This is a genomic window from Streptomyces sp. NBC_01635 (assembly GCF_045209715.1).
Lineage (GTDB): Bacteria > Actinomycetota > Actinomycetes > Streptomycetales > Streptomycetaceae > Streptomyces > Streptomyces hirsutus.
The window spans coordinates 3,516,796-3,538,158 of record NZ_CP109277.1; the positions used below are offsets into that span (position 1 = coordinate 3,516,796).

Annotated in this window: 12 protein-coding genes and 1 pseudogene; 9 read left to right on the top strand and 4 right to left on the bottom strand. The window is 68.3% G+C overall.

Annotation, left to right across the window (positions count from 1 at the left end; translation table 11 throughout):
• The first annotated feature begins 3 nt into the window (after nucleotides 1-3).
• Nucleotides 4-1,371, top strand: a complete 1,368-nt coding sequence (locus tag OHB56_RS16465) for a DNA cytosine methyltransferase (RefSeq protein WP_406354100.1) — start codon at nucleotides 4-6, stop codon at nucleotides 1,369-1,371.
• A 49-nt stretch (nucleotides 1,372-1,420) separates the two neighbouring features.
• Here the strand turns inward: OHB56_RS16465 and OHB56_RS16470 are convergent, their stop codons facing one another.
• Genes OHB56_RS16470 through OHB56_RS16480 form a run of 3 tightly spaced genes read right to left on the bottom strand, consistent with a single transcriptional unit; the run spans nucleotide 1,421 to nucleotide 5,442 of the window.
• The gene (locus OHB56_RS16470) at nucleotides 1,421-2,299 is read right to left on the bottom strand and encodes a DUF6339 family protein (protein WP_406354102.1); all 879 of its coding nucleotides are present in this window, start codon (nucleotides 2,297-2,299) and stop codon (nucleotides 1,421-1,423) included.
• Complete coding sequence (locus OHB56_RS16475; RefSeq protein ID WP_406354103.1) at nucleotides 2,296-3,291, bottom strand: hypothetical protein; 996 nt, start codon at nucleotides 3,289-3,291, stop codon at nucleotides 2,296-2,298. The genes OHB56_RS16470 and OHB56_RS16475 overlap by 4 nt, the downstream gene beginning before the upstream one ends.
• Before the next feature lie 3 nt (nucleotides 3,292-3,294).
• Nucleotides 3,295-5,442 (bottom strand): helix-turn-helix transcriptional regulator, encoded by a 2,148-nt coding sequence (locus tag OHB56_RS16480; protein ID WP_406354104.1) that lies wholly within the window; start codon nucleotides 5,440-5,442, stop codon nucleotides 3,295-3,297.
• Between the two features lie 466 nt (nucleotides 5,443-5,908).
• Here OHB56_RS16480 and OHB56_RS16485 point away from each other — a divergent pair, with 466 nt between their 5' ends.
• From OHB56_RS16485 to drmB, 5 genes are all read left to right on the top strand, one after another.
• Nucleotides 5,909-6,178, top strand: coding sequence for a hypothetical protein (locus tag OHB56_RS16485; protein ID WP_406354105.1), 270 nt, complete (start codon nucleotides 5,909-5,911; stop codon nucleotides 6,176-6,178).
• Nucleotides 6,179-6,374: 196 nt separating this feature from the next.
• On the top strand, nucleotides 6,375-11,141 hold the full coding sequence (locus OHB56_RS16490; RefSeq protein ID WP_406354106.1) for a DEAD/DEAH box helicase: 4,767 nt from the start codon (nucleotides 6,375-6,377) through the stop codon (nucleotides 11,139-11,141).
• Entirely contained in the window at nucleotides 11,138-13,042 is a 1,905-nt protein-coding gene (locus OHB56_RS16495; RefSeq protein WP_406354107.1) for a UvrD-helicase domain-containing protein, read from the top strand. Before OHB56_RS16490 ends, OHB56_RS16495 begins: the two co-directional genes overlap by 4 nt.
• Nucleotides 13,039-16,284, top strand: coding sequence for a helicase-related protein (locus OHB56_RS16500; RefSeq protein WP_406354108.1), 3,246 nt, complete (start codon nucleotides 13,039-13,041; stop codon nucleotides 16,282-16,284). The genes OHB56_RS16495 and OHB56_RS16500 overlap by 4 nt, the downstream gene beginning before the upstream one ends.
• Entirely contained in the window at nucleotides 16,281-18,146 is a 1,866-nt protein-coding gene (gene drmB / locus OHB56_RS16505) for a DrmB family protein (protein WP_406354110.1), read from the top strand. Before OHB56_RS16500 ends, drmB begins: the two co-directional genes overlap by 4 nt.
• A gap of 8 nt (nucleotides 18,147-18,154) precedes the next feature.
• Here the strand turns inward: drmB and OHB56_RS16510 are convergent, their stop codons facing one another.
• Nucleotides 18,155-18,835, bottom strand: a complete 681-nt coding sequence (locus OHB56_RS16510) for an ATP-binding protein (protein WP_406354111.1) — start codon at nucleotides 18,833-18,835, stop codon at nucleotides 18,155-18,157.
• Nucleotides 18,836-19,038: 203 nt separating this feature from the next.
• Here OHB56_RS16510 and OHB56_RS16515 point away from each other — a divergent pair, with 203 nt between their 5' ends.
• The 3 genes and pseudogenes from OHB56_RS16515 to OHB56_RS16525 all read left to right on the top strand — a co-directional run.
• Entirely contained in the window at nucleotides 19,039-19,887 is an 849-nt protein-coding gene (locus tag OHB56_RS16515; RefSeq protein ID WP_406354112.1) for a helix-turn-helix domain-containing protein, read from the top strand.
• On the top strand, nucleotides 19,884-20,093 hold the full coding sequence (locus OHB56_RS16520) for a DUF397 domain-containing protein (protein ID WP_406354114.1): 210 nt from the start codon (nucleotides 19,884-19,886) through the stop codon (nucleotides 20,091-20,093). The genes OHB56_RS16515 and OHB56_RS16520 overlap by 4 nt, the downstream gene beginning before the upstream one ends.
• A 223-nt stretch (nucleotides 20,094-20,316) precedes the next feature.
• Nucleotides 20,317-20,593 (top strand): annotated as a pseudogene (locus OHB56_RS16525) (carboxylesterase family protein); the annotation flags it as partial.
• Between the last annotated feature and the right edge of the window lie 770 nt (nucleotides 20,594-21,363).

Here is a 21,363-nt window from a genome sequence, read left to right on the forward strand (position 1 = left end):
CACATGACCAGCACGGCGTCCCACAAGCACATCCTCGACCAGCCCTTCGTCCTCGACCTCTTCGCAGGTCCCGGAGGGCTGGACGTCGCCGGTCACTCGCTCGACATCCCGAGTCTCGGCATCGAGTGGGACAAGAGCGCCTGCCTGACCCGGTACGCAGCCGGGCTGGACACCCTCCACGCCGACGTGAGTGCGGTACGCAGGGACGCCTTCGAGTCGCTGCCGCCGGAGATCAACGTGCTCGCCGGCGGTCCTCCGTGCCAGACGTACTCGGTGGCCGGGCACGGCGCCGGGCGCCAGGCTCTGGAGCGGGTCAGGGGGTACATCGAGCGGCTGATGGCGGGCGACTCCGACCAGGAGATCGACGAGGACCTGAAGAACCTCACCGATCCACGTACCGCGTTGGTCCTCGAACCTCTCCGCTACGCGATCCAGGCCACCCGGAGCCCGAACCGGGAGAACCGCCCCTACGACGTGATCGTCCTGGAGCAGGTCCCCGCGGTGGCCCCGCTCTGGGAGCACTACGCCAAGGTCCTGGAGGAGACGGGGCTCCCCGACGGGACCCGGTACAAGGCGGTTGTCGGCGTCCTCGCCACCGAGACCTACGGGGTGCCGCAGACGCGATCCCGCGCGGTGCTGATCGCTCGGCGTGAAGGACTCGGCGAGCCCTCGCTTCCCGCCCCGACTCACAGGGCCTACCAGGCCAAGGAATGGAATCGGAAGAACGGCACCGGCAAACCCGACCGGGCCACGGACCAGGTCCGTCAGCCGACTCTCTACGAGGACGTCAACGCGTCAAAAACTGAAGCGGATCTTCGGCCCTGGAGGTCAATGCGTGATGCCCTCGCTGATCCGGTGGGTTCGCATCCGGGGCGATTCGCTCCCTTCCTGGTCCGCTCGAACTACGGCAGTTCCGGGCACCCGGGGAGGCGCGGAGTGCGGACCGACCAGCAGCCCGCCACCACCGTCACAGGCCGCATCTCCCGTTTCGTCGTCTTCGAGCACCTCGAAGACGACGAGAACATCGTCCACGAGGGACCACGGTTCAGCATGAACGAGGCGGGGATGCTGCAGAGCTTCCCGCCGGACTATCCGTGGCGCGGCACGGCGCAGGCTCAGCAGGTGGGCAACGCCGTACCGCCCCTGTTCGGTGCACACCTGCTGAGCTCCGCGCTCGGTCTTCCCCAGCCGGCCCCGGAGAGCCTGCGGAAACCGTGGCAGCCGGCCACCGAGGAACAGCGGGCCAAGCTGCGCGACAACGGCTGTGGCGACGCCGATGCCTGTACCGACAGATGCCCGCAGGCCAAGGACCAGGTGGCGCCGCCCTCTTCCGTACGCCCACGTAAGGGCAAGAAGACGGCAGTGAAGTAGGTGCGGGCGGGGTGTCCGGGGGCTCTATGACTGCCCTCGCAACACCGGGTCAGCCGTCGCTCTTCCGCCCCCTGACCGGCGTGGTCTCGAACAAATCCGCGAAGTAGCCGGTGAGCGCGGCCACGGACTCCTCCGGGACGGGGTCCTCGTCGGGCCCGATCGGGAGTGCGTGACGCGCAACCGGTGGCGCCGATTCGATCTCCGCGATCCAGTCTCGCAAGTGGGCCGGATCGCGGGGCTGGTCGGGCGCGAGGACGTCGTAGGTCAGAGTCGCCCCGACCGCATTGATCGCGACACTGAGACCATTGATCTCTCGCCCGGTGGTGATCTGTCCGCCTTGTAGAAGGCGGACCAGAGCCTGGGCAGTAGGCCGGTGGTCGATCAGGTCCATCCGAAGAACGGTGTGGATGAGGTCCTGGTTCCCGCAGGCGATCTCGACCGGCTCGTAGTCCGGCCCGTTCCGGAAGAGCTCAGCAGCCCACCACAGGCGGGAGAAGCACTGACGGTCGGCGGGGCCGCTGAAGCGCTGCGCGGCGACACGCGGTTCCGGCTGCTTCGCCGTCGCCTCCGGCAGATGTCGCCAGACGATGTAGTCGGGAGCCACCGCCAGGGCGATGTGGTTCCACAGACGCTTGTCCGCCGCTTCCCGTCGTATCAGGCGCAGCGTGGCATGGAGACGTGGTGCGAGCCACGCGTCCGCTCGGGTGCGGTCCTCCCGGAACTCGAACATGGCGTCTTCCACCAGGCTTCGGATCGGCTCGACCCACCATCTGGGGTCGTCCTCGGGAAGCGGCTCGACCACCTTGGCCAGATCGATGCCGCCGTGGACCTGTTCGCCCCTGAGAAGTTCATCGGTGAGGAACGGATCGGCAGCCGAGGTGTCGAGCAGGGCCAGGCGTTCCGGCACGTGGTTCGGTTGGGTGATCACGTCTCACTCTCGCGGTTCTTCTGTTCGAGACTGCGGATGGCGTAGGCGAGGGCTCTCCCGGCGTCGGCGCGTCTGACCGCCGCGTAGTGGATACGCGTCTGCAGTTCCACCCAGCCGGATTCGCCGGTGCGTCGGCGATGGACCTGTCGCAGTGCCTCCTCGACGTGAACGCCGGGGATCACGTCCGGGAGCATCTCCCTCAGTACCTCGCCCCGCCAGTCGGTCGGGAAGACCGGCCCGCCACCGAGTCCCACCTCCAGATCGCCGATGGCTCCGTGGAACACCGCGGTCCAGGCGTCGGTGGCCATCTGGGCGACAAGGAGATCACGCACCTTGCTCTCCACGCCCGAGTTGTTGCTGTCCAGCAGCCCCATGACGCCTTCGACGTCGGTGTTCACCAGTACGGTGGGAACTCTGGCCGAGGTGTCCACTATCCAGGGCGCGTCGGCGTAGGCGTGGAGCCACTCCCGGGAGCTTCTCCTGAACGACGCATGCTTCACCTCGAGTTGAAGGTCGCGGACCGGCTCGTCGGAAACCGTGTCGATGACCCAGCTCCGGTCGGTCTCGGCGATCGACCTGCCGCGCACTCCGTCCACCGTGCCGACTGCGTACACGGCGAGGGAGGCCCGTCCCCGGTGATCGTCACGAAGCACCTCCAGCGACCCGGACCAGTCGTGGCCGCCCTCCGTGTCCGGTGTGAGGCGCACGGAGGTGCGGACGTTGGTCTCGCCGTCCGTCAGTACGGCGAGGACACACAGCTCGGACCAGGGCGCGTCCGACGCGTTCGCACCGGGTGGCAGCGTCGCCGAGAGGCCGATCGTGGCACTCACCCAGTCCGTGCGGCCCGCGACACCGAGGGCGACGGCCTGCTGCTGGGTCGAGTAGGCGCTGGTCTCCAGTCGGTCGCGGATGCCGTCGGAGAGCTTGAGGGCGACCGAGGTCACCCTGAGCGTGATCGACCGGTTGAGTCGCTCGTACGGGTAGATCTTCACGCGTCACTCCCCCTTGCCGGCACGGAGTTCGAGGACGAGGCGGGTGAGCGTGGTCCTGACCGGATGGCTGCCGGCATCGGTGGTCCCTCGGAACTTCGCGCGTCGAGCGCCGGGGGTGAAACGCAGGATCCCGTCCTCCACTTCGCAGCCCTCGACGCCCACGAGTTCCGCCCAGTCCAGCTTCGGACGGCCTCCTGAGCGCACGTCCAGCTGGGCCACCGGCACCATCGGGGCGATCTCGTCGCCACGGGGGATGGTCACTTCAGCGGTGATCTGCCACTCACCGCCTTCGCCGACGGTCGCGTCGAGTGCGTCCAGTGTCGGGACCACCGGCCCGGTGGGGGCCTTGGCCCTGCTCCTCTTCTTCACCGTCAACGCCTTGCGCAGGGCCTCACCGCCTTCGTGACTGCTCCGCTTCGGCCGTGCGACTAGTTCCCTCACCGCGTTGTTGGCCTCGGTGGTCAGGGCGTTGATCCGCCGATACGCGGACGGCGACCAGCGCAGGGTCAGCTCCTCCGTCTGTCCCCAGCGGTCGTGCTCGGGCGGTTCCGCCGCACGCAGGAACTCCTCGGCCTCCTGCGCGAAGGGCGCCGTTTCCCCCGCCGCCTCGCCCACCAGCAGAACGGCCTGGAAGGGGTTGGTGCCGATCGGCAGTCTCGGGACCGTGGTCCTCTTGACGGTCATGCAATTGCCGCGGAGTGAGTGCAGCAAGTTCTTCGCGCCGTCCGCGTCCGTTTCGGAGTCGGTGACGAGCAGGACCGCCTCGTGGGTGCCGAGCGTCCCCCGGATACCACCGGAGAGCGGCAGCTTCAGTGGGACACTCCGCACCGCGACCTGTCCGGCCTCGGTGAGGCGATCCACCGTGGTGCCCTCGTAATGTGCCCTGAGAGCTCGGGTCCGGGAGGGCTGCTCGACGGACGGGTCGACCTGCTGCTCTTCCACGACCTCCTTGCCGTTCCGGAAGGCACGGACAGAGACCTCCAGGAGAGGCAGCCTGCTGCCCCCGCCGGTCATCGCGGCCCAGAAGTCGCGGCCCAGTGCCTCGACCAGGCGCTTGTGCATCCTGGCGATGTCCCGCGTATCCTCGTCGTCCCTCTCCTCGCCTGCGGATCCGTCGTCGGCATCGGACGAGTTCTCCGCGAGACCCCCCACGTCGTGCGCGCCGACGATGAGGAAGGACGTACCGGGTTCGTCGCTCTCGCGGCGCAGGTACAGGCTCGTCACGGTCTCGTCGTCCGCCCACCAGGAACGGGCGACCTTGGCCCCCGGCGAATCGGGATCGGGGCGCCCGAACCAGGCGGGGCCCGCGTACGTCTCGCCTTCGACCTCACGCCAGGGCAGCTCGAGGCGGCCGATGACCCGTCGCTCGGTACGTCCCTCGTGCGGCACGGACAGAGTGGAGTTGATCAGCACAAGGCCGAGCGCGCTGGTGGCCCACAGCGTCGCCTTGCCCAAGCCGTACGAACCACCCGCACTGTGACCGGACTTGAGACTCTCCAATTGACGTCTGACGACCGCGGCGAACTTACCGTCCATGTAGTCGTCGCCGATGAGCCCGGACGCGTTGTAGTCGTCCACACGCAGCAGGACCAGACGACCCTTCTCGTACATGTCGCGCACTCCGGCGTCCACGACCCGGCCGACCTTCTGGCCGCCCGCGCTCTCGGAGACCGCGGAATAGTGAGGGAACAGGTCGTTCCACCGGATCGCCTCACGAAAGGCTTCGAGCTTCTCCCCGGTCAGCTCGTGCAGGGTGTAGCGGACCCTGACCGGCCGTCCGTTCTCTGTCAGCCGCTCGTCCAGGCTGTTCTGGCAGGTCTCTCGAGCGAGCACCTGTACGTCGGCGTCGAAGGCGAAGGCGGCGGCGTTGCCCAGGTCACGGCCACCGTCGGGATAGCCGGGGCGGTGATACCAGCTGACCGGGAGGCCGGCCTGGGTGTCGGTGGTACGGGTGTGCACCGTGCCGAGGTCCGTGCCCAGCGCCTTGGCGATGTCGGCCATGACCGTGGGGCGCGGGGTCGACCTGCCGGTGATCCACGCGGAGACGGCGGCCCGTGTCAATTTCAGTTCTTCGGCCAGTTCGGCCTGCGTCCTGCCCGCGAGTCTCAGCTGCCGGGACAGCCAGGGCCCGAACTCCTCACCTGTCTCCACCTGCCACCTGCTCCTTCCTTGGAGCCGCAGGCTGGTCGCCTGGGGCGAACAGGAGGCTAATTTGACGTGAGGAGGATTGTCAACTGATGGTTGATTACGGCTGGCCGCCCTTGCAGCTAATCAATATCGACCCATACGTACAGATTTATCCTGTTCCGCCCTATTTCAATTCGCCCGAGCGGTGCCGTTCCGAGCCTCGGTGATCGATGGTTGACAGCCACCCTCCACACCTACTAACGTCCTTAGTGGCGCTAACTCCGCCCCGCTCAACCCCTACACAAGAAGGGGTCGATCGGCCGGGCCAGAAGTGTGTCCATCGACAGATTTCACCCGCTCCCGCAGTTCGAACAAAGGTCGTCCGCCGATGCCCACCCAAAGCAGTGGCGGAACGTCAGACGGACCCGCTACCGTGGTTTCCGAGGAAGCATCTCGACCGAGAAAAGCAGCTCAACCACGGGGCCCTTCCATGCCTAATTTCAATGCCCCGGAATTGAAAATCAGTGGATTCGACACGACAGGGGCATTTACCATCATGGACGGACAGAGCGACGACGATTACATGATATCGTACCGCGACCTGAGCGCTTTTACGATGGCCATCATGATGGCGTGCTGCAAGGCTGAGGTGGCGAGCATCATCAGTTTATTCGAGACGTCGATGGAGTACTTCTCCGACAACTTCCCCGACCTGGCCAAGCACGTTGCTGGCCTGCCCGAAGCCTGCCCCCACCACTGAGTGAAGTCCCCCCACACAACACGTCGCTCGGAGTGTCGTCCGCCCTCCTCTGAAGGTCTTCGGGGACCCGGGCCGGTGGTCGTCCGACGCCGTGGCACGGCGGAAGCAGCTGGGCCGGCGAATCGTTGAATCGATCCGCCGGCCCGCGCTCCCGCTCATCATTCCGGAACTTGACATCAACAGGAGTGCAGGAACAATGTCGACGCCGTCTCCCTCCTCTGTCATCCACACCGTTCTCGAACAATCCACCCGCGTCCTGCAGACCTATTCGGTCGACCCCGGTCTGATCGCCGAGCACGCCAATGGCGAACGTCGAATCACGCAAGGTGGATACGGCGACCGACAGCTCTTCGAACTGGTGCAGAACGCAGCGGACGAGATCGCCGGAGAACCCGGCGGAAAAGTGCACGTGGTCCTCACGGAGACCCATCTGTACTGCGCCAACGAGGGAACCCCTGTCACCCCGGAAGGCGCGGAGACGATTCTCCGGATGAGCATGTCGAAGAAGCGTGGAGGCCAGATCGGTCGATTCGGCGTCGGCGTGAAATCCGTCCTCGTGGTGACCGACGCACCGGAATTCTTCAGCAGCACCGGAAGTTTCGGATTCGACCGTGCCTGGTCGTACGAGCAGATCAAGGCCGTGCCCGGCGTGACAGCGCGCTACGGCCCGGAATTCGACGCCCCCGTGCTGCGGATGGCCCGGCCTCTCGACGCGCGGGCCGAGCGCGCTTCCGATCACATCCTGGACGAGTTGCTGAGCTGGGCCACCACCGTCGTCCGCCTGCCCCTGCTACCGAAGGCCGACGACCGGCTGGGCCGGGACATGCACGGCGGTCGTGCCAAGGACCACGGCGAACCGCGCGAGGAGTTCCCGGTCGGTTTCCAGCTCTTCTCTCCGCACGTCGCGACGGTCGTCCTGGAGGACCGCCGGCCGCGCCCCATGGCACGTCGGACCCTGACCAGCAGACAGACCGGCGACCTGCACACCCTGGTCGAGGAGCGGACCGGAAAGGCCCTGGCAACCGACAGGTGGCGCGTGTTCACCCTCACCCACGAGCCCGGCACGGAGGCCCGCGACGACGCCGGAGAGCTGCACGACCGACTCTCCCTCGACCTCTCCTGGGCGGTCCCCGCACAGGAGAAGGACCCGGAGAGCGGCCTGTACGTCAGCCCGCGGTCACGTGGACGCGGCAAGTTCTGGTCCTTCTTCCCGACCAAGTACGAGATGTCGCTGAGCGGCATTCTCAACGGCGCCTGGAAGACCAACGAGGACCGGCAGAACCTCCTGGACTCCTCCCCGTTCAACCAGGAGATGATCCGGGTGTCGGCGAAGCTGGTCGTCGACACTCTGCCCGCCCTCGCGCCCGCCGAGGACCCGGCCGCCTATCTGCCCCTGCTGCCTGGCCGGGTCAAGGAGGCGATCAGCTGGGCCGACGAGTTCCTGACCCGGGAGATTTGGGCCCGCACCGCGGACCGCCCATCGCTGCCCGATCAGGACGGCGTCCTGCGCGTCCCCACGCGGCTGCGGATCCACCCGCGGTTCGACAAGGACCTGAAGAAGCTGTCCGGTTGGTTGCGCATGTGGCACGAATGCCCCGGGCGCCCTTCGGACTGGCTGCACCCCAGCGCGGAAGCGGACGTCCTGCGCTCCGGAAAGGTCGAGCACATCATCAGCGCGGCCGGACACCGGCGGACCGATGTCAAGGAGTGGCTGGAGGCCTTGGTCGAGAGCGGCACTCCCGAGGCGTCGGCGGTGGCCGTCCGCATCCTCGCCGACATGATCGACGCTCGCTCCCCCTACGCCGAGGAGGCCCGCAAAGCCCGCATCGTGCTCACCGAGGAGCACGGCCTCGTCGCCCCCGTGCCAGGCAGGGTGTTCCGCCGTGCCGACCAGGGCGGTCTGCGCGAGGCCCTGGTGTACGTGGTCGACGAGCTCTCCCAGGATCCGTCGCTGCATCACGCGCTCAACAGCCTGGGCATTCGGGAAGCCGATGCCGAGGGCCGTTTCGTCAGCGTCCTCGACCAGGGTTTCGACCACTACAGCGACTCGGACTGGGAGCGGTTCTGGGAGCTGTTCCGGCAGGCGGGGGTCCGCCGACTGACTGACAAGGTCCTGGAGCGGGTGCCCGACGCGCGTTCCACGCTCCGGGTGCGGACCGCCGACGGTCGGTTCCGGCCGGCCGAGGGCTGCATGCTTCCGGGGCCCGTCGTCGACGCGAAGCGCGACCCGAGCGTGGCCGTCGACATGGCGTTCCACTCCGACGACACCCCCTTCTTCCCCCAGATCGGCCTGCGGGAACGCCCCTCCGGCTCGGTGCGGCCACAGGAGGGCGAGCCGTGGTTCGAGGAGTACCGTGAAGCTGTCCACGCCACCTACCTGCGCAGCCTGGACAGCCGAGCCCCGCGTCCCGCGCTGAACCGGATCAAGGTCGAGGGCGCCCCCGTCGGTGGTTCGCTCCACCTCTTCCGCGCCCTGTCCGAGGAATCCCGCGCCGCCTTCCTGAAGGTGCTGCCCGACGACGCCGTGGTGGACAACTGGACGCGCCAGATCGGTGCGCAGAGCGGCACTCGACAGGCGGTGATCTCGCCAATCCGGTGGATGCTGGTGAAGTTCGGCACGATCGCCACCTCCCAGGGCATCAAGCCGCTCCGGGAGGCCGTCGGCCCGCAGCTCGCCGCCTACCGGGACGTGCTGCCGGTAGCCGACATCTCACCCGAGAAGGCCCGCAGGCTCCGGCTCCCGATCACCGTCGACGAGGTTCCCGCCGACCGCTGGGACGTACTCCTCGATGAGGTGACCCGCAGCGAGGACGACTCCTTCGTCGGCGCCACCTATGTGATGCTGACCCGGTTCGACGCGGACTTTCCCGAGGACTCCCTGACGCGCTGCCGGATCGGCGACGCCTGGGGCACCCGTCCCGACGACGAGATCACCGTCGCCGTCGGGACCGCTCAGTACCAGGCGCTGCGCGCCGAGCAGCTCCCGGCGCTGCTCGTGCCGACCGCCGACGACGCCGAGTTGATGATCGAGAAGTGGGGCATGCTCCGCTACACCGATGTGATCAGCCTGGAGACCCGCGAAGTACCGGCGGGCGAACCGGTCCCCCTGGTCGAGCTGTTCCCCGCCCTGCGGCAGCGCCTGAACAGCGGGAACCGGCACAGCATGGTGCAACGGTGCAGCGAGCTCGAGGAAGTCACCCGCACGCCCAACGGCACGCACGCCTCCCCCTTGGACGCCGTGCGCCAGGACAGCACCGTCAAGGTCCTCGTACCGCTGGAGCCCGAGCCGATGCTGCGCCTGATCGACCGCGAGCTCGGCCTCGGCCTCGGCGCCGCCGGCTGCCGCGCCGTGCTGGAACTCCAGGACCGCATGGCCCAGGACAGCGCCTTGAAGGCGGCGCAGAGGGCGGTGCGTGAAGCCGACGACGTGGTGACCAAGATCGAGCTGCTGATCGGTGCGGACGCGCTCCGGACCGGTTTCCCCGAGGGATTGATGGAGGCGGAACTGCAGGAGACCGGCGGGGTGGAACCGTCCGGGCACCGGATCGCGCAGATGGCGTTCAACGCACACGGCGACGGGGTGCTCAAGGAGCATGCCCGGGACATCCAAGCACGCTTCCCCAACGCACCTGTCTCCTACGGAGGTTCGTCGGCTGCCATCGCATTCGTCTCGGAACTGGGGCTGCCCGTCGCGTTTGCCGGTTCACGGACTCCGTCTCCTCCCCCGTTCGAGACCATCGAGGGCCCTCGGGACTTCCCGAGCCTGCACGCCTACCAGGAGGATCTGGTCCGGAACATCTCCCGGATGCTCGACCGGCTGGCCCCCCAACGCGGAATGCTGTCCCTGCCCACGGGAGCCGGCAAGACCCGGGTGACCGCTGAAGCCGTGATCCGCTGGGTGAAGCGGGTCGGCGACCTCAAGGGTCCGCTCCTGTGGATCGCGCAGACCGAGGAGCTGTGCGAACAGGCCGTCCAGAGCTGGAAGTTCGTCTGGAGCAAGGTCGGCGCCGAACGCCCGCTCACCATCAGCCGGCTGTGGAGCACCAACGAGGTCGGGAACGTGGCGGACCACCCGCACCTGGTGGTCGCCACCGACGCCAAGCTGGAAAAGTGCCTGAGCGCCGACCAGTACGCCTGGCTGCGCAAGGCCACCCTGGTGATCGTGGACGAGGCGCACACCGCCATTTCCAAGCGATACACCGACGTCCTGGGCCAGTTGGGACTCACCCAGTACGAGACGACCCGGCATCTACTCGGTCTGACGGCCACCCCGTTCCGGAACACCAACGAGGACGAGACCCGTCGCCTGGCCACCCGCTTCGGCAACAAACGACTCGACCAAGGAGTCTTCCCGTCGGGTGACCCGTACCGCGACCTCCAGGACTGGGGCATGCTCGCCCAGGTCGAGCACCGCACCCTCGAGGGCGGCCGTATCGAGCTCACACAGGACGAGAAGACACACGCCGATCGAATGGCCATGCTCTCTCGCTCCGCCGAACACCGGCTCGCCGACGACCACGCACGAAGCCGACGCATCGTCGACTCTGTGGTCGAACTGCCGAACGACTGGCCGACGTTGCTCTTCGCCACCTCAGTCGACCACGCCAAGTACCTGGCAGCCCTGCTCAACGACCGGGGAGTCCCGTCCGCCGCCGTGGACTCGACGACCAGCGCTCAGGACCGTCGCACCCGCATCGAGAATTTCCGGAACGGCCGCATCCGGGTCCTCACCAACTACGGTGTGCTCACCCAGGGATTCGACGCACCGGCCACTCGTGCCGTGGTCGTTGCCCGGCCGGTCTACAGCACCAACGTGTACCAGCAGATGATCGGTCGCGGACTGCGCGGACCGCTGAACGGCGGCAAGGAAAGCTGTCTGATCCTCAACGTCAGCGACAACGTCGCCAACTTCGACACGCGTCTCGCCTTCACCCAGTTCGAGCACCTCTGGAGCCGGAAGTGACCGACGTCTACCTCGACAGCCCCACGCTCACCGACGAGCAACTGGCCGTGGTCGAGCAGCCCTGGGACGCACGCGTCCTGGTCACCGCGGGCGCCGGAGCGGGAAAGACCCACACCCTGGTGCGGCGGCTCGACGCGCTGTGCGGTCAGGAGGACCCCGAGCAGACACTGGAGGCCGCAGAGATCCTCGTGCTCACCTTCTCCCGGGCCGCAGCCCGGGAGCTGCGCGAACGGATCTCCCTGCACGGGGAACGAGCACACCGAGTGCGCGCCCGTACCTTCGACGCCTGGGCCTACGAGGTGCTCCTCCATGCGCATCCGGACGGCGAGTGGGGGACTGTCGGCTTCGACGAGAGGATCGCCGCCGCGACCCGCGCGATCGAGAAGGGGGCGCTGGAGACCGGCGACGCGATCCCGCCGGCCCATGTCGTGATCGACGAGGTGCAGGATCTGCTGGGCGTGCGCCGGGAGCTGGTGGAGACACTTCTCGACCGGTACCAGGACAGTTGCGGCTTCACCGTCGTCGGCGACGCCGCCCAGTCCGTCTACGGCTTCCAGATCGCGGACCTGGGTGAACGCGCCGACGAGACCGGCCGGTTCTTCGACTGGCTGCGCTGCTCCTACCCCGAGGACCTGGTGGAACTGCGGCTCACCCGGAACTTCCGGGCCACCACCGCCGAGGCCCGTGTCGCGCTGGCGCACGGCCCTCGCCTCCAGCAACTCAAGGACCCCGACGAGGCGGAAACGCTCTACGACGAACTGCGCGACCTTCTTCTGGACCCGGCGAACAACCTGGGCGACCTCGACGACGAGTTCACCCTGAACGGCCTGCGGGACCTCTCCGACACGTGTGTCGTCCTCACGCGTGACAACCAGCAGGCCCTCGTGGTCTCCTCCCTGCTGCACACCCACGGAGTCGACCACCGGCTGCGGCGCCCGCTCGAAGAGCGTCCGGTGCCGTACTGGGTGGCCGAGCTGCTGCGCCGCACGGAGGCGACCGGCCTCACCGAGGACCGGTTCCGTGCGCTCCTGTCGGAGATCCCGCTCCCGTACGAGCCGAACACCGACACCCTGTGGACGGTGCTGCGCCGGGTCGCACGCGGAGCAGGCCGCGGTGTGCTCGATCTGGACCGGCTGCGCCGCGCGGTCGCCGACGGCAGGTTTCCCGACGAGGCGGCGGACCCGGAGACCGCCCGGGTCGTCGTCTCGACCGTGCACCGGGCCAAGGGGCTGGAGTTCGACCGTGTGATCGTCCTGACCCCGCCGACCGTCGCCGGACTGCGCAAGCGCTTCGAGCGGGAACTGGACCTCCCCGCCGAGGCCCGTGCTCTGTACGTGGCGATGACGCGTGCCCGCCAGGACCTGTACCACGTGACCCCGCCTGAATTGCCCCAGTTCAGGCAGGCGGGGCGCCGCCGCGACGGCCGCCTCTACCTCGGGGGGTGGCGTCCGTACGACCGCTACGGGATCGTCGCCCAGGCCGGCGACGTGTGCCGCGACAACCCGCCCGGCCACGAGGAGGACGCCGTCGCCGGCCAGATGCACCTACTGGAACAGGTCCGTCCCGGACACGAGGTACTGCTGCGCAGACTCCACGATCTGCCGATGGGCGAGACCCAGAGCCCTCCGTACGCCCTGCTGCACGACGGGCGGGAGATCGGTGAGGTGTCCCAGCGGTTCCGCGAGGCGCTGTTCCAGGTGCAGAAGGTCAACCGGACCTGGGACCCCTGGTGGCCCGAAGAGATCCACGGGCTGCGGGTCGACACGCTGGAGACCGTGACGGGCAGCACCGCGGCCGGCGCCAATGCCGGCCTCGGTGACCGGGGCGTGTGGATCGCTCCCCGGATCACCGGTATAGGTCGATACCGCCGAGCCGACGACAGCAAGGAGCAGCACGCATGACACACGTGGCAGGCCGCCACTCCGAGCACTACCGGGTCCGGGACGAGGAACTCCTGGTGGGTCTCCGCCGTGAACTCCTCGGTCCCGCGCAGGACGCCGAGCAGGAGGACCGGGACGAGGTCCTCACTCAGGACGCGCCGATCGACCGCTATCTGACCGGCGTGCTGTACCCGCGTGCCACAAAGGAACGAAAGCAGGAGGAGGCCGCCGAGCAGGACGGCCCGGACGACACCCCCCTCACCACCCGTGGCGACGGCGAGGACTCCGGTACCTCGCCGGAGGTCGGCGCCTCGGGGGACCGACGGCCCTCCACCATGGGGCTGACCTTCGCGGTCAAGCCGGCCATAAGCGACACGATCGTGGTCTCGGCGCGCGCGGCCGTCTACGAGCCCACCGACGCCGACGGCAAGCGGATCCCGGCCCGCCGCGCCGAGGCCCGCACCACCGCCGACCAACGGGAACAGTGGCGGCGCAGGGAGCTCTCGTTCCCCGACCGGCGCTTCGTCGTGACCGAGGCAGCCCCGAAGGAACCGATCAAGCTCACTGACGAAGCCTCCCTGCATGTCAACATCCGCCGCGTCGATCCGACCACCGGTACGGTCACGATCACGGTCACGCTGATCAACACGCAGAAGATCGGCGAATGGGACCTCCAGGACGCGTTCTCCCTGTTCCAGTGCGGTCTGACGATCCGGGCCGCCGACGGTTCCACCGCGTTCGTCGAACGCCCGGCCCCGGCCGGCGCCCACGACCCGGAGATCGCCACAAGTCGGTTGTTGCACCGCCACGCCCCGACCTTCGCCGTCGGGCACGGCTGCGCCGCCGAATGGGACTGGAAGCCGTCGCCGGTCGGCGTGACCGACACCGCCCCGGAGATCGCCGTCGCCGAGGTGCGCAGCCAGTTCGTGCCGACGGTGGAGGTGCTGCTCACCGACTCCAATCCCGAGATCGACAGCTCGGCGCTGTCCATGCTGGGGCTGGCGGAGAGGTCCGACGCCGAGATCCTCACCGCGCTGGAAGCACTCGCCGACGGGTACGGACTCTGGATCGCCCGCAAAGCGGCCGAGACCGAGGAACTGGCCGGCGGGCCTCACGAGAAGGCCGCGCTGGAGCAGGTGAGGGCCTGCCTCGAGGCACTCGACCGGATCCGCCAGGGCATCGAACTGTTGCGGACCAAGCCCGATCTGATGAAGGCGTTCCGGCTCGCCAACCGTGCCATGGCCGACCAACGCGCCCGCAGCGCCTGGGTGAAGGGCGGCCGCGTCGGCTTCCCCGACCCGGCCGCCGGTCGCTGGCGTCCCTTCCAGATCGCGTTCGTGCTCCTGTGCCTGGCCGGGATCGACGACCCTCAGCACGTTGATCGAGGGACCGCCGATCTGCTGTGGTTCCCCACCGGCGGCGGCAAGACGGAGGCCTACCTCGGGCTGATCGCCCTCACGTCGTTCCTACGCCGTATCCGCAAGGGCCGGGCCGGTGGCGGTGTCACCGTCCTCATGCGTTACACGCTGCGGCTGCTCACCCTCCAGCAGTTCGAGCGTGCGGCGATCCTGCTGTGCGCCATGGAGCACATGCGGCGTCGTACACCCGAGCTGGGGCACGAGGAGTTCTCCGTCGGCATGTGGGTGGGACGCTCGGCCACCCCCAACACGTTGGCAGAAGCGGACCTGAAGCTCACCGAGCTTCGTGCGAACCTCGACAAGCGCCTCGCCACCGAGAACCCGGTCCAACTGCACGCCTGCCCCTGGTGCGGAACCCGTCTCGACGCACGGGACTACGAAGCCGACGAGGACGCGAAGCGGATGTATGTCGGATGCCCGGGCGCGGGCTGCGACTTCGCCGACGGTCTTCCCGTCCACCTGATCGACGAGGCGGTGTACGACGCGCGGCCGACACTGGTGATCGCCACCGTCGACAAGTTCGCGTCGATGCCGTGGCGACCGGCGACCGCGGCGCTCTTCAACCGTGACGACCCGGACGGCGACACCCCTCCCCCGGACCTGATCGTCCAGGACGAACTCCACTTGATTTCCGGCCCGTTGGGAACCCTCACCGGTCTCTACGAGACAGCCGTGGACGCGCTCGCCGGCCGGCCGAAGGTGATCGCCTCCACGGCGACCATCCGTCGCGCCGCCGACCAAGGACGCAACCTGTTCGCCCGCGAGGTACGGCAGTTCCCGCCCGCCGGACTCGACGCCCGCGACTCGTGGTTCGCCGTGGAGACTCCGCGCGAGGAGAAGGCGAGCCGCCGCTACGTCGGCCTGCTGGCCCCCGGCACCAGCCAGGCCACGCTGCTGATCCGCGCCTACGCCACCCTGCTGCACCGGGCCCTGCACGCGGAGACCGAGGACGAGGTACGGGACGCGTACTGGAGCCTCGTCGGCTACTTCAACAGCCTCCGGCTGCTGTCGGCGGCCGAACTCCAGGTCCACGACGACGTGGTGGCCTACCTGGAGATGCTCGCCGAGCGCGAGGGAGTGAAGGTCCGCTCGATCGCCAACTACTCGGAGCTGACGAGCCGTATCGACGCCAGCGAGATTCCCACCCGTCTCAAGGGAATCGAGAAGCGACTGCCCGACGAGGACACCGTGGACGTCCTTCTGGCCACCAACATGATCGCGGTCGGCGTGGACGTGGACCGCCTCGGGCTCATGGCCGTGATGGGCCAGCCGCAGACGACCGCCGAGTACATCCAGGCGACCAGCCGCGTCGGCCGCGCGCACCCGGGGTTGGTCGCCGTCATGCTCAACTCGTCCCGGTCCCGTGACCGTTCCCACTACGAGAGCTTCCAGCATTTCCACTCGGCCCTGTACCGCGAGGTCGAGTCCACCTCCGTCACCCCGTTCTCCGCCCGCGCCCGCGACCGGGGCCTGCATGCGGTGATCGTCGCCCTCGTCCGCATCATGGTCCCGGCTGCCCGTCCCAACAATGGCGCCGGCAGGGTCGCTTCCTACGAGCACGTACTCCGCGGCAACATCAAGTCCGTGCTCCTGGAGCGCGTCGGCGAAGTCACACCAGAGGAGACCGAAGCCGTGTCCCAGGGCTTCGACGAGTTCGTCGACTGGTGGTGCGACGAGGCCGACAACCACAGCGGCCTGCTGTTCGAGCCGCAGAGGGGCAGTCGTGCCCCCTCGCTCCTGAAGGCGTACGACGACGAGTCCACGGACGTCGAGGCCTGGTCCACGCTGTGGAGCCTGCGCGACGTCGACGCCGAGTCCGCCCTGTTCCTGGAGGGATCCCGATGACCCCGCCCCCCGCCCGCCGTCGTCGGACCGGTGCGAACGGCACCGCCCCCGCCCACAACCTTCCGCGGCGCGGTACGGTCCGCCGTGCCCAGGCGATCACCACGTACGGCGTCGGGTCGCTCATCGCGGTCGACCACGAGTCCTTCATCGTCTCGGGGCTCGACGAGGCCGAGCAGGGCTGGAGCCTCGACGAGTCCCCACGGATCCATGAACGACGCCTGGCCCGACTGCTCGGCGTCGACTGCTTCCGGCTGCCGCCCGCTTCCGACGACAAGAGCAGGGACGGCCTCCGGGTCCGGCGATTCCCCTGGACGCACTCATGCCCCGAGTGCAACGACCTGCAAGGGCATCGTGAATTCAACTCGCCCGCCGGTCGTAGCGTTTGTGGCACGTGCGAGGTCGATCTGGTCCCCTCCCGTTTCGTCGTCGCCTGCGAGGCCGGACACCTCGGCGAGTTCCCGTACCGGCAGTGGGTGCACCGCTCCAAGGAACGTGGTGTCACGACGACGGCACAGTGCGGGGGAAAGCTGAAGCTGCGCACGTCCGGGCGTACTTCCTCGCTCCGCTCCATCCTCGTCTCCTGTACCTGTGGGCAGGCCGCCGAGGTCTCCATGGAGGGCTCCTTCCGCAGGAACGCGCTCAAGGACCTGGGCCTCACATGCCGAGGCTCCCGCCCGTGGCTCGGCACATCCGCGCCGGCTGAGGAGTGTGGACGCCCCCTGCGGACGTTGCAGCGCGGTTCTTCCTCGGTGTGGCAGCCAGTGCTGAAGTCGGCGCTCTCCATCCCGCCGTGGAGCGACGGCCGGGCGGATCCGCTCGCCGAACATTGGGACACGCTGCGTGAACTCGACAACCGTGCGGCGATCGAGGGTGCCCTGAAGATCATTTTCAAGGGCGGGAGCCCGATACCGCTGGACGAAGTGATGGCGCTTCTCGACGCGGAGCGCGAGGAGGACCCCGACGACAACACGGCCCCGACCTTCGACCACCGCTACCGCGCCCTGCGCAACAAGGAGTACGAGCGTCTCCGCTCGGGCAACGACGAGAGCGAGCACTCCCGGGACGAACAATTCGTCTGCGAGACCCCGTCGGGCGATCAGAGGGTGCTCGAACCGCTCGGCATCACCGGCCCCATGCTGGTCAAGAAGCTTCGCGAGGTGCGCGCCCTGAAGGCGTTCACCCGGCTGAGCGACGCCGAGTCGACGACCGACTCCAAGGAGATGCCCCTGTCCGAACGCCCCCTGCGCTGGCTACCGGCCATGGAGGTCCGGGGCGAGGGGGTTTTCCTCCGCCTGGACGAGGACCGACTGGCCGCCTGGGAGAAAGCCCCGGCGGTGGCAGCGCGGGCCGAGTGGATGCGTACCGCTCACCAGCGGGTGTTGGAGCAGCGAGCCGACGACCCGAGCCGGGCCGCTCCCTCCCCCGCCACCCCACGCATGGTGCTGCTGCACACGCTGGCCCACGTCCTTGTCAACGAGTGGAGTCTGGAGTCCGGATACCCGGCAGCGGCCCTGCGTGAACGCCTTTACGCCGCCGACGATATGGCCGGCGTGCTCGTCTACACGGCGACGAGCGACTCGGCGGGCAGTCTGGGCGGTCTGGTCGCCCAGGGCGAACCGGAGCTTCTCGACCGTACGGTCCGTTCGGCCGTCCTCCGCGCCGAGTGGTGCTCCTCTGATCCGCTCTGCATGGAGACCGGGATGTCCGGCGCCGGCGGCACCAACCTGGCGGCCTGCCACGCCTGCGTGATGCTTCCGGAGACGAGCTGCGAGCACAACAACATTCTGCTCGACCGCGTTCTGTTGGTGGGCACTCCGGAAGATCCCTCGGTGGGATTCTTCCGGCAGGTCCTGACGGCCTGAGACTAGCCTCACCGTTTGCGTGCCGACGGAGCGGCCTCGATGCGGCTCTGCGCGTGGTCGAGTACCTCGTCCACGTCACCACCGCGGGCCTGGAGCCAACGGAGGAAGTCCGTGATGACGTCGATCGCGGACTCCTCCGCCACCATCCGGCCCACTCTCCCGGGCCCGGGTTCGTAGGAGCACTTCGGGGATCGCAAGGTCGCGTACATGTCCAACAGCGCCTCGGCGCGCATCACCGACGGATGCACCGAGGAACCGTCAGGCGGTGCGGACCCTGTGGCCAACTCGCACCACGTCACCTTGTGGTCCTCGTGGAGCTGAACGCCCCAACGGTCCGCGAGGGCATCGACCAGCGTCATGCCGCGACCGCCTTCGGCGTCGGCGTCCGCGAGGACGACGGCGGGCAGGGCCCGGGTGTCCGGGTCGTGAACCTCGATGCGCAGATCCGCACCGTTCACGGAGAGCACGAGCAGGCCAGGCGTACCGATGCCGATGTGCGTGAGGACGTTGGAGACGAGTTCGCTGACACAGAGGCGGGCCGTTTCGACGAGTTCGGGCAGGCCCCAGGCCTCCAGTCGGAGCGCCACGACGCGGCGCAGCGTGGCCACCTCCTCGGGGCGGGAGGTGAACTCCACATCCCACTGCTTTCGTGCCGTACGGATCTCCTGGATCACGAGGCTCTCTCCCACCGGAGTTCTCCCTGCTCGTCGCGATGCACCATCGGAGCGTCACGATCACTCACTCTGCGTGTCGCTCCGTCGCCCAGAATGGGGCCGGCGCATCCCTTCGTGCAATGTGCACAGCGGGATCCCCACTTCTGAGTGATTGGCAAGCAGCCCTCTTGGCACGAGACTGAACCCTCGTTACGCACCATGCGGTTGAGGAGAACGAGATGGCCGGTTCACCGACGGCACGCCGTCGGCGTCTGTCGATCGAGCTGAAGAAGCTCCGGGAGAAGAGCACGCTGACCTGTGCCCAGGTCGGACAGGCACTGGACTGGAGCGGCTCCAAGGTCAACCGTATGGAAACGGGCAGCGGCAGGGTCCAGCCCTCGGACATCGACGCGCTCTGCCGGTTCTACGACACGAGCGATGAACTGCGCGAGTTCCTCAAGTCGCTGGCCCGCGAGGCGAAGACCCGCGGCTGGTGGCAGGTGCACGGTGCCGGTGTGCCCGAGTGGTTCAACATCTACATCGGCCTGGAGCAGGATGCCTCCGTGCTTCGCCAGTACCAGTGCGAGTTGCTGCCCGGTCTGATGCAGACTGCGGCGTATGCCCGCGAGTTGCACACCACGGGCGCGCACCTCTCGCCGGAGGACATCGACCGGGCAGTTCGGGTACGGCTGGAGCGCCAGGAGATGCTGACACGCCCCGACGCCCCCGATGCCTGGTTCGTCGTGAACGAGGGTGCGGTGCGCAACGTCATCGGCGACCGCGCCTTGATGCGGGAGCAGCTCGAACGAGTCCTTGACTCAGCCGCGTTGCCGAACGTGACCCTGCAGGTGCTCCCCTTCGACGCGGGCACGTACCCGGCCACCGGCTCCTTCACCATGCTCGGTTTCCCCGCCCCTGAGGACCCGGACCTGGTGTATCGGGACGGCATCACAGACGCTGTCTACCTGGAGGGTGAGCATCACGTCCGCGAGTACACCAAGGCCTTCGATGGTCTGCGCGCCGCGGCCCTGAGTCCTCAGCGCTCCGCCCAACTCATCAAGTCAGTGGTGAAGGAGTACGCGAAGTGAGCACCGCGGATCGGACCGGACCGGCTTCGGCATGGTTCAGGTCGTCGTACAGCAACGGCGCGGGCGGGGAGTGCGTGGAATGCGCGTACTCCGCCGACGGCACGCTCATACGTGACTCGAAGCGGGCGGAAGGTCCGGTGGTTCGTGTGCGGGCTGGTGCGTGGAGCGCGTTCGTGGGGTCCCTGACCCGCAATCCTCCCAGGTAGAGCCACGGCTCCCGCAGGGCCGTACCCTCGGGTGAGGATGGTGGGGATTAGCGCGGTGGCGACTCTGCGTTGCTCACGGCCGTGGACCGCTCCGGGTTCGGTGGTGGGGGTCGCATGAGGCGGCCTGGTGGTTCTCTCCGCATCCGGCATCGGAAAGCGGCCACGGTTCGGGACCGACAAGCCGCTCGTGAAGCCGCAGGATGCCGTGGAAGGCTGGTGGCGCATGAGTGACACATCGTGGGCGGGGTCGGAGTTCCGGACGGCGAACGGCCCGGTGCGCGGCCAGCGGCCAGTCGACGGTGTGGTGGCCGTCCTCGGCGTGCCGTACGCCGCCGCGCCCTTCGGCGCCCGCCGTTTCCGTGAGCCTCGGCCCGTTCCCGGCTGGAGCGGACCGCGGGACTGCACGGTTTTCGGGCCCGTCGCGCCGCAGTCGGCGGAGTTGCCCGGTTCGCCGAGGTGGCGCGAGGGGGGACGAGGAGGTTCTCACCGTCAACGTGTGGGTGCGGCGGCAGTGGGGCGGACAGCGGCACCACGGCCCGGGCGCGTGGCGGCCGAAGCGCGCACTCGGCCCCGAGTTCGGTCACTGCTCCGATCGTCATGCCCGCCCCACCCTTCCGATGCCGCCGCAGTACATGCGTACACCTCGCCCCGACGGCCGGGGCGGCCCGCCGCGCGTCGCGGTGATCACCGAAGGGGCTCCGCCGCAGTGGATCCGGCATTCACTGCGGCAGACCTGTCCCGGACACTTCTCGGACAGAGCCCTGGCCAGGCCGGACAGTCCATGCCCTGTCCGGGACAGCTTTCTCCGCTTTCCTCCTTCTTCGTCCTTGCCATTCTTGAGGCCGTCAGCTGGGGACGCCCCAGCTGAATCCGTAAGCAGCCGAGAAGGAGTACATCGTGCGTATTCGTTCCGCTCTTGGTGTCGGACTCGGGGGAGCTGTCCTCGCTCTCGGTGCCGTAGCCGTTTCCGCACAGGCCGTCGAGGCAGCACCGCAAGGCGCGCTGGCCCTTCCTTCGTGGTGCACCAACGGTGAGGCGTGGGATGTGGACGGCAGGACGTACGGGGTTCGCTGTGACGTGACCTTCGCCTACTACGCGAAGGTCACCTGCACGAACGGCAAGAGCACGAAGCTCGCTAGGGGGGTCCAGACGAACGACAACCGCTGGTCGTACGCCTACTGCACTTCCTACGGGAGCAACTGGCGGGTCGTTCCAGGCACGGGAGGACCCGTCAGGGCTTGATGACGCCCGGAGCCCCCCGACTCCGGAG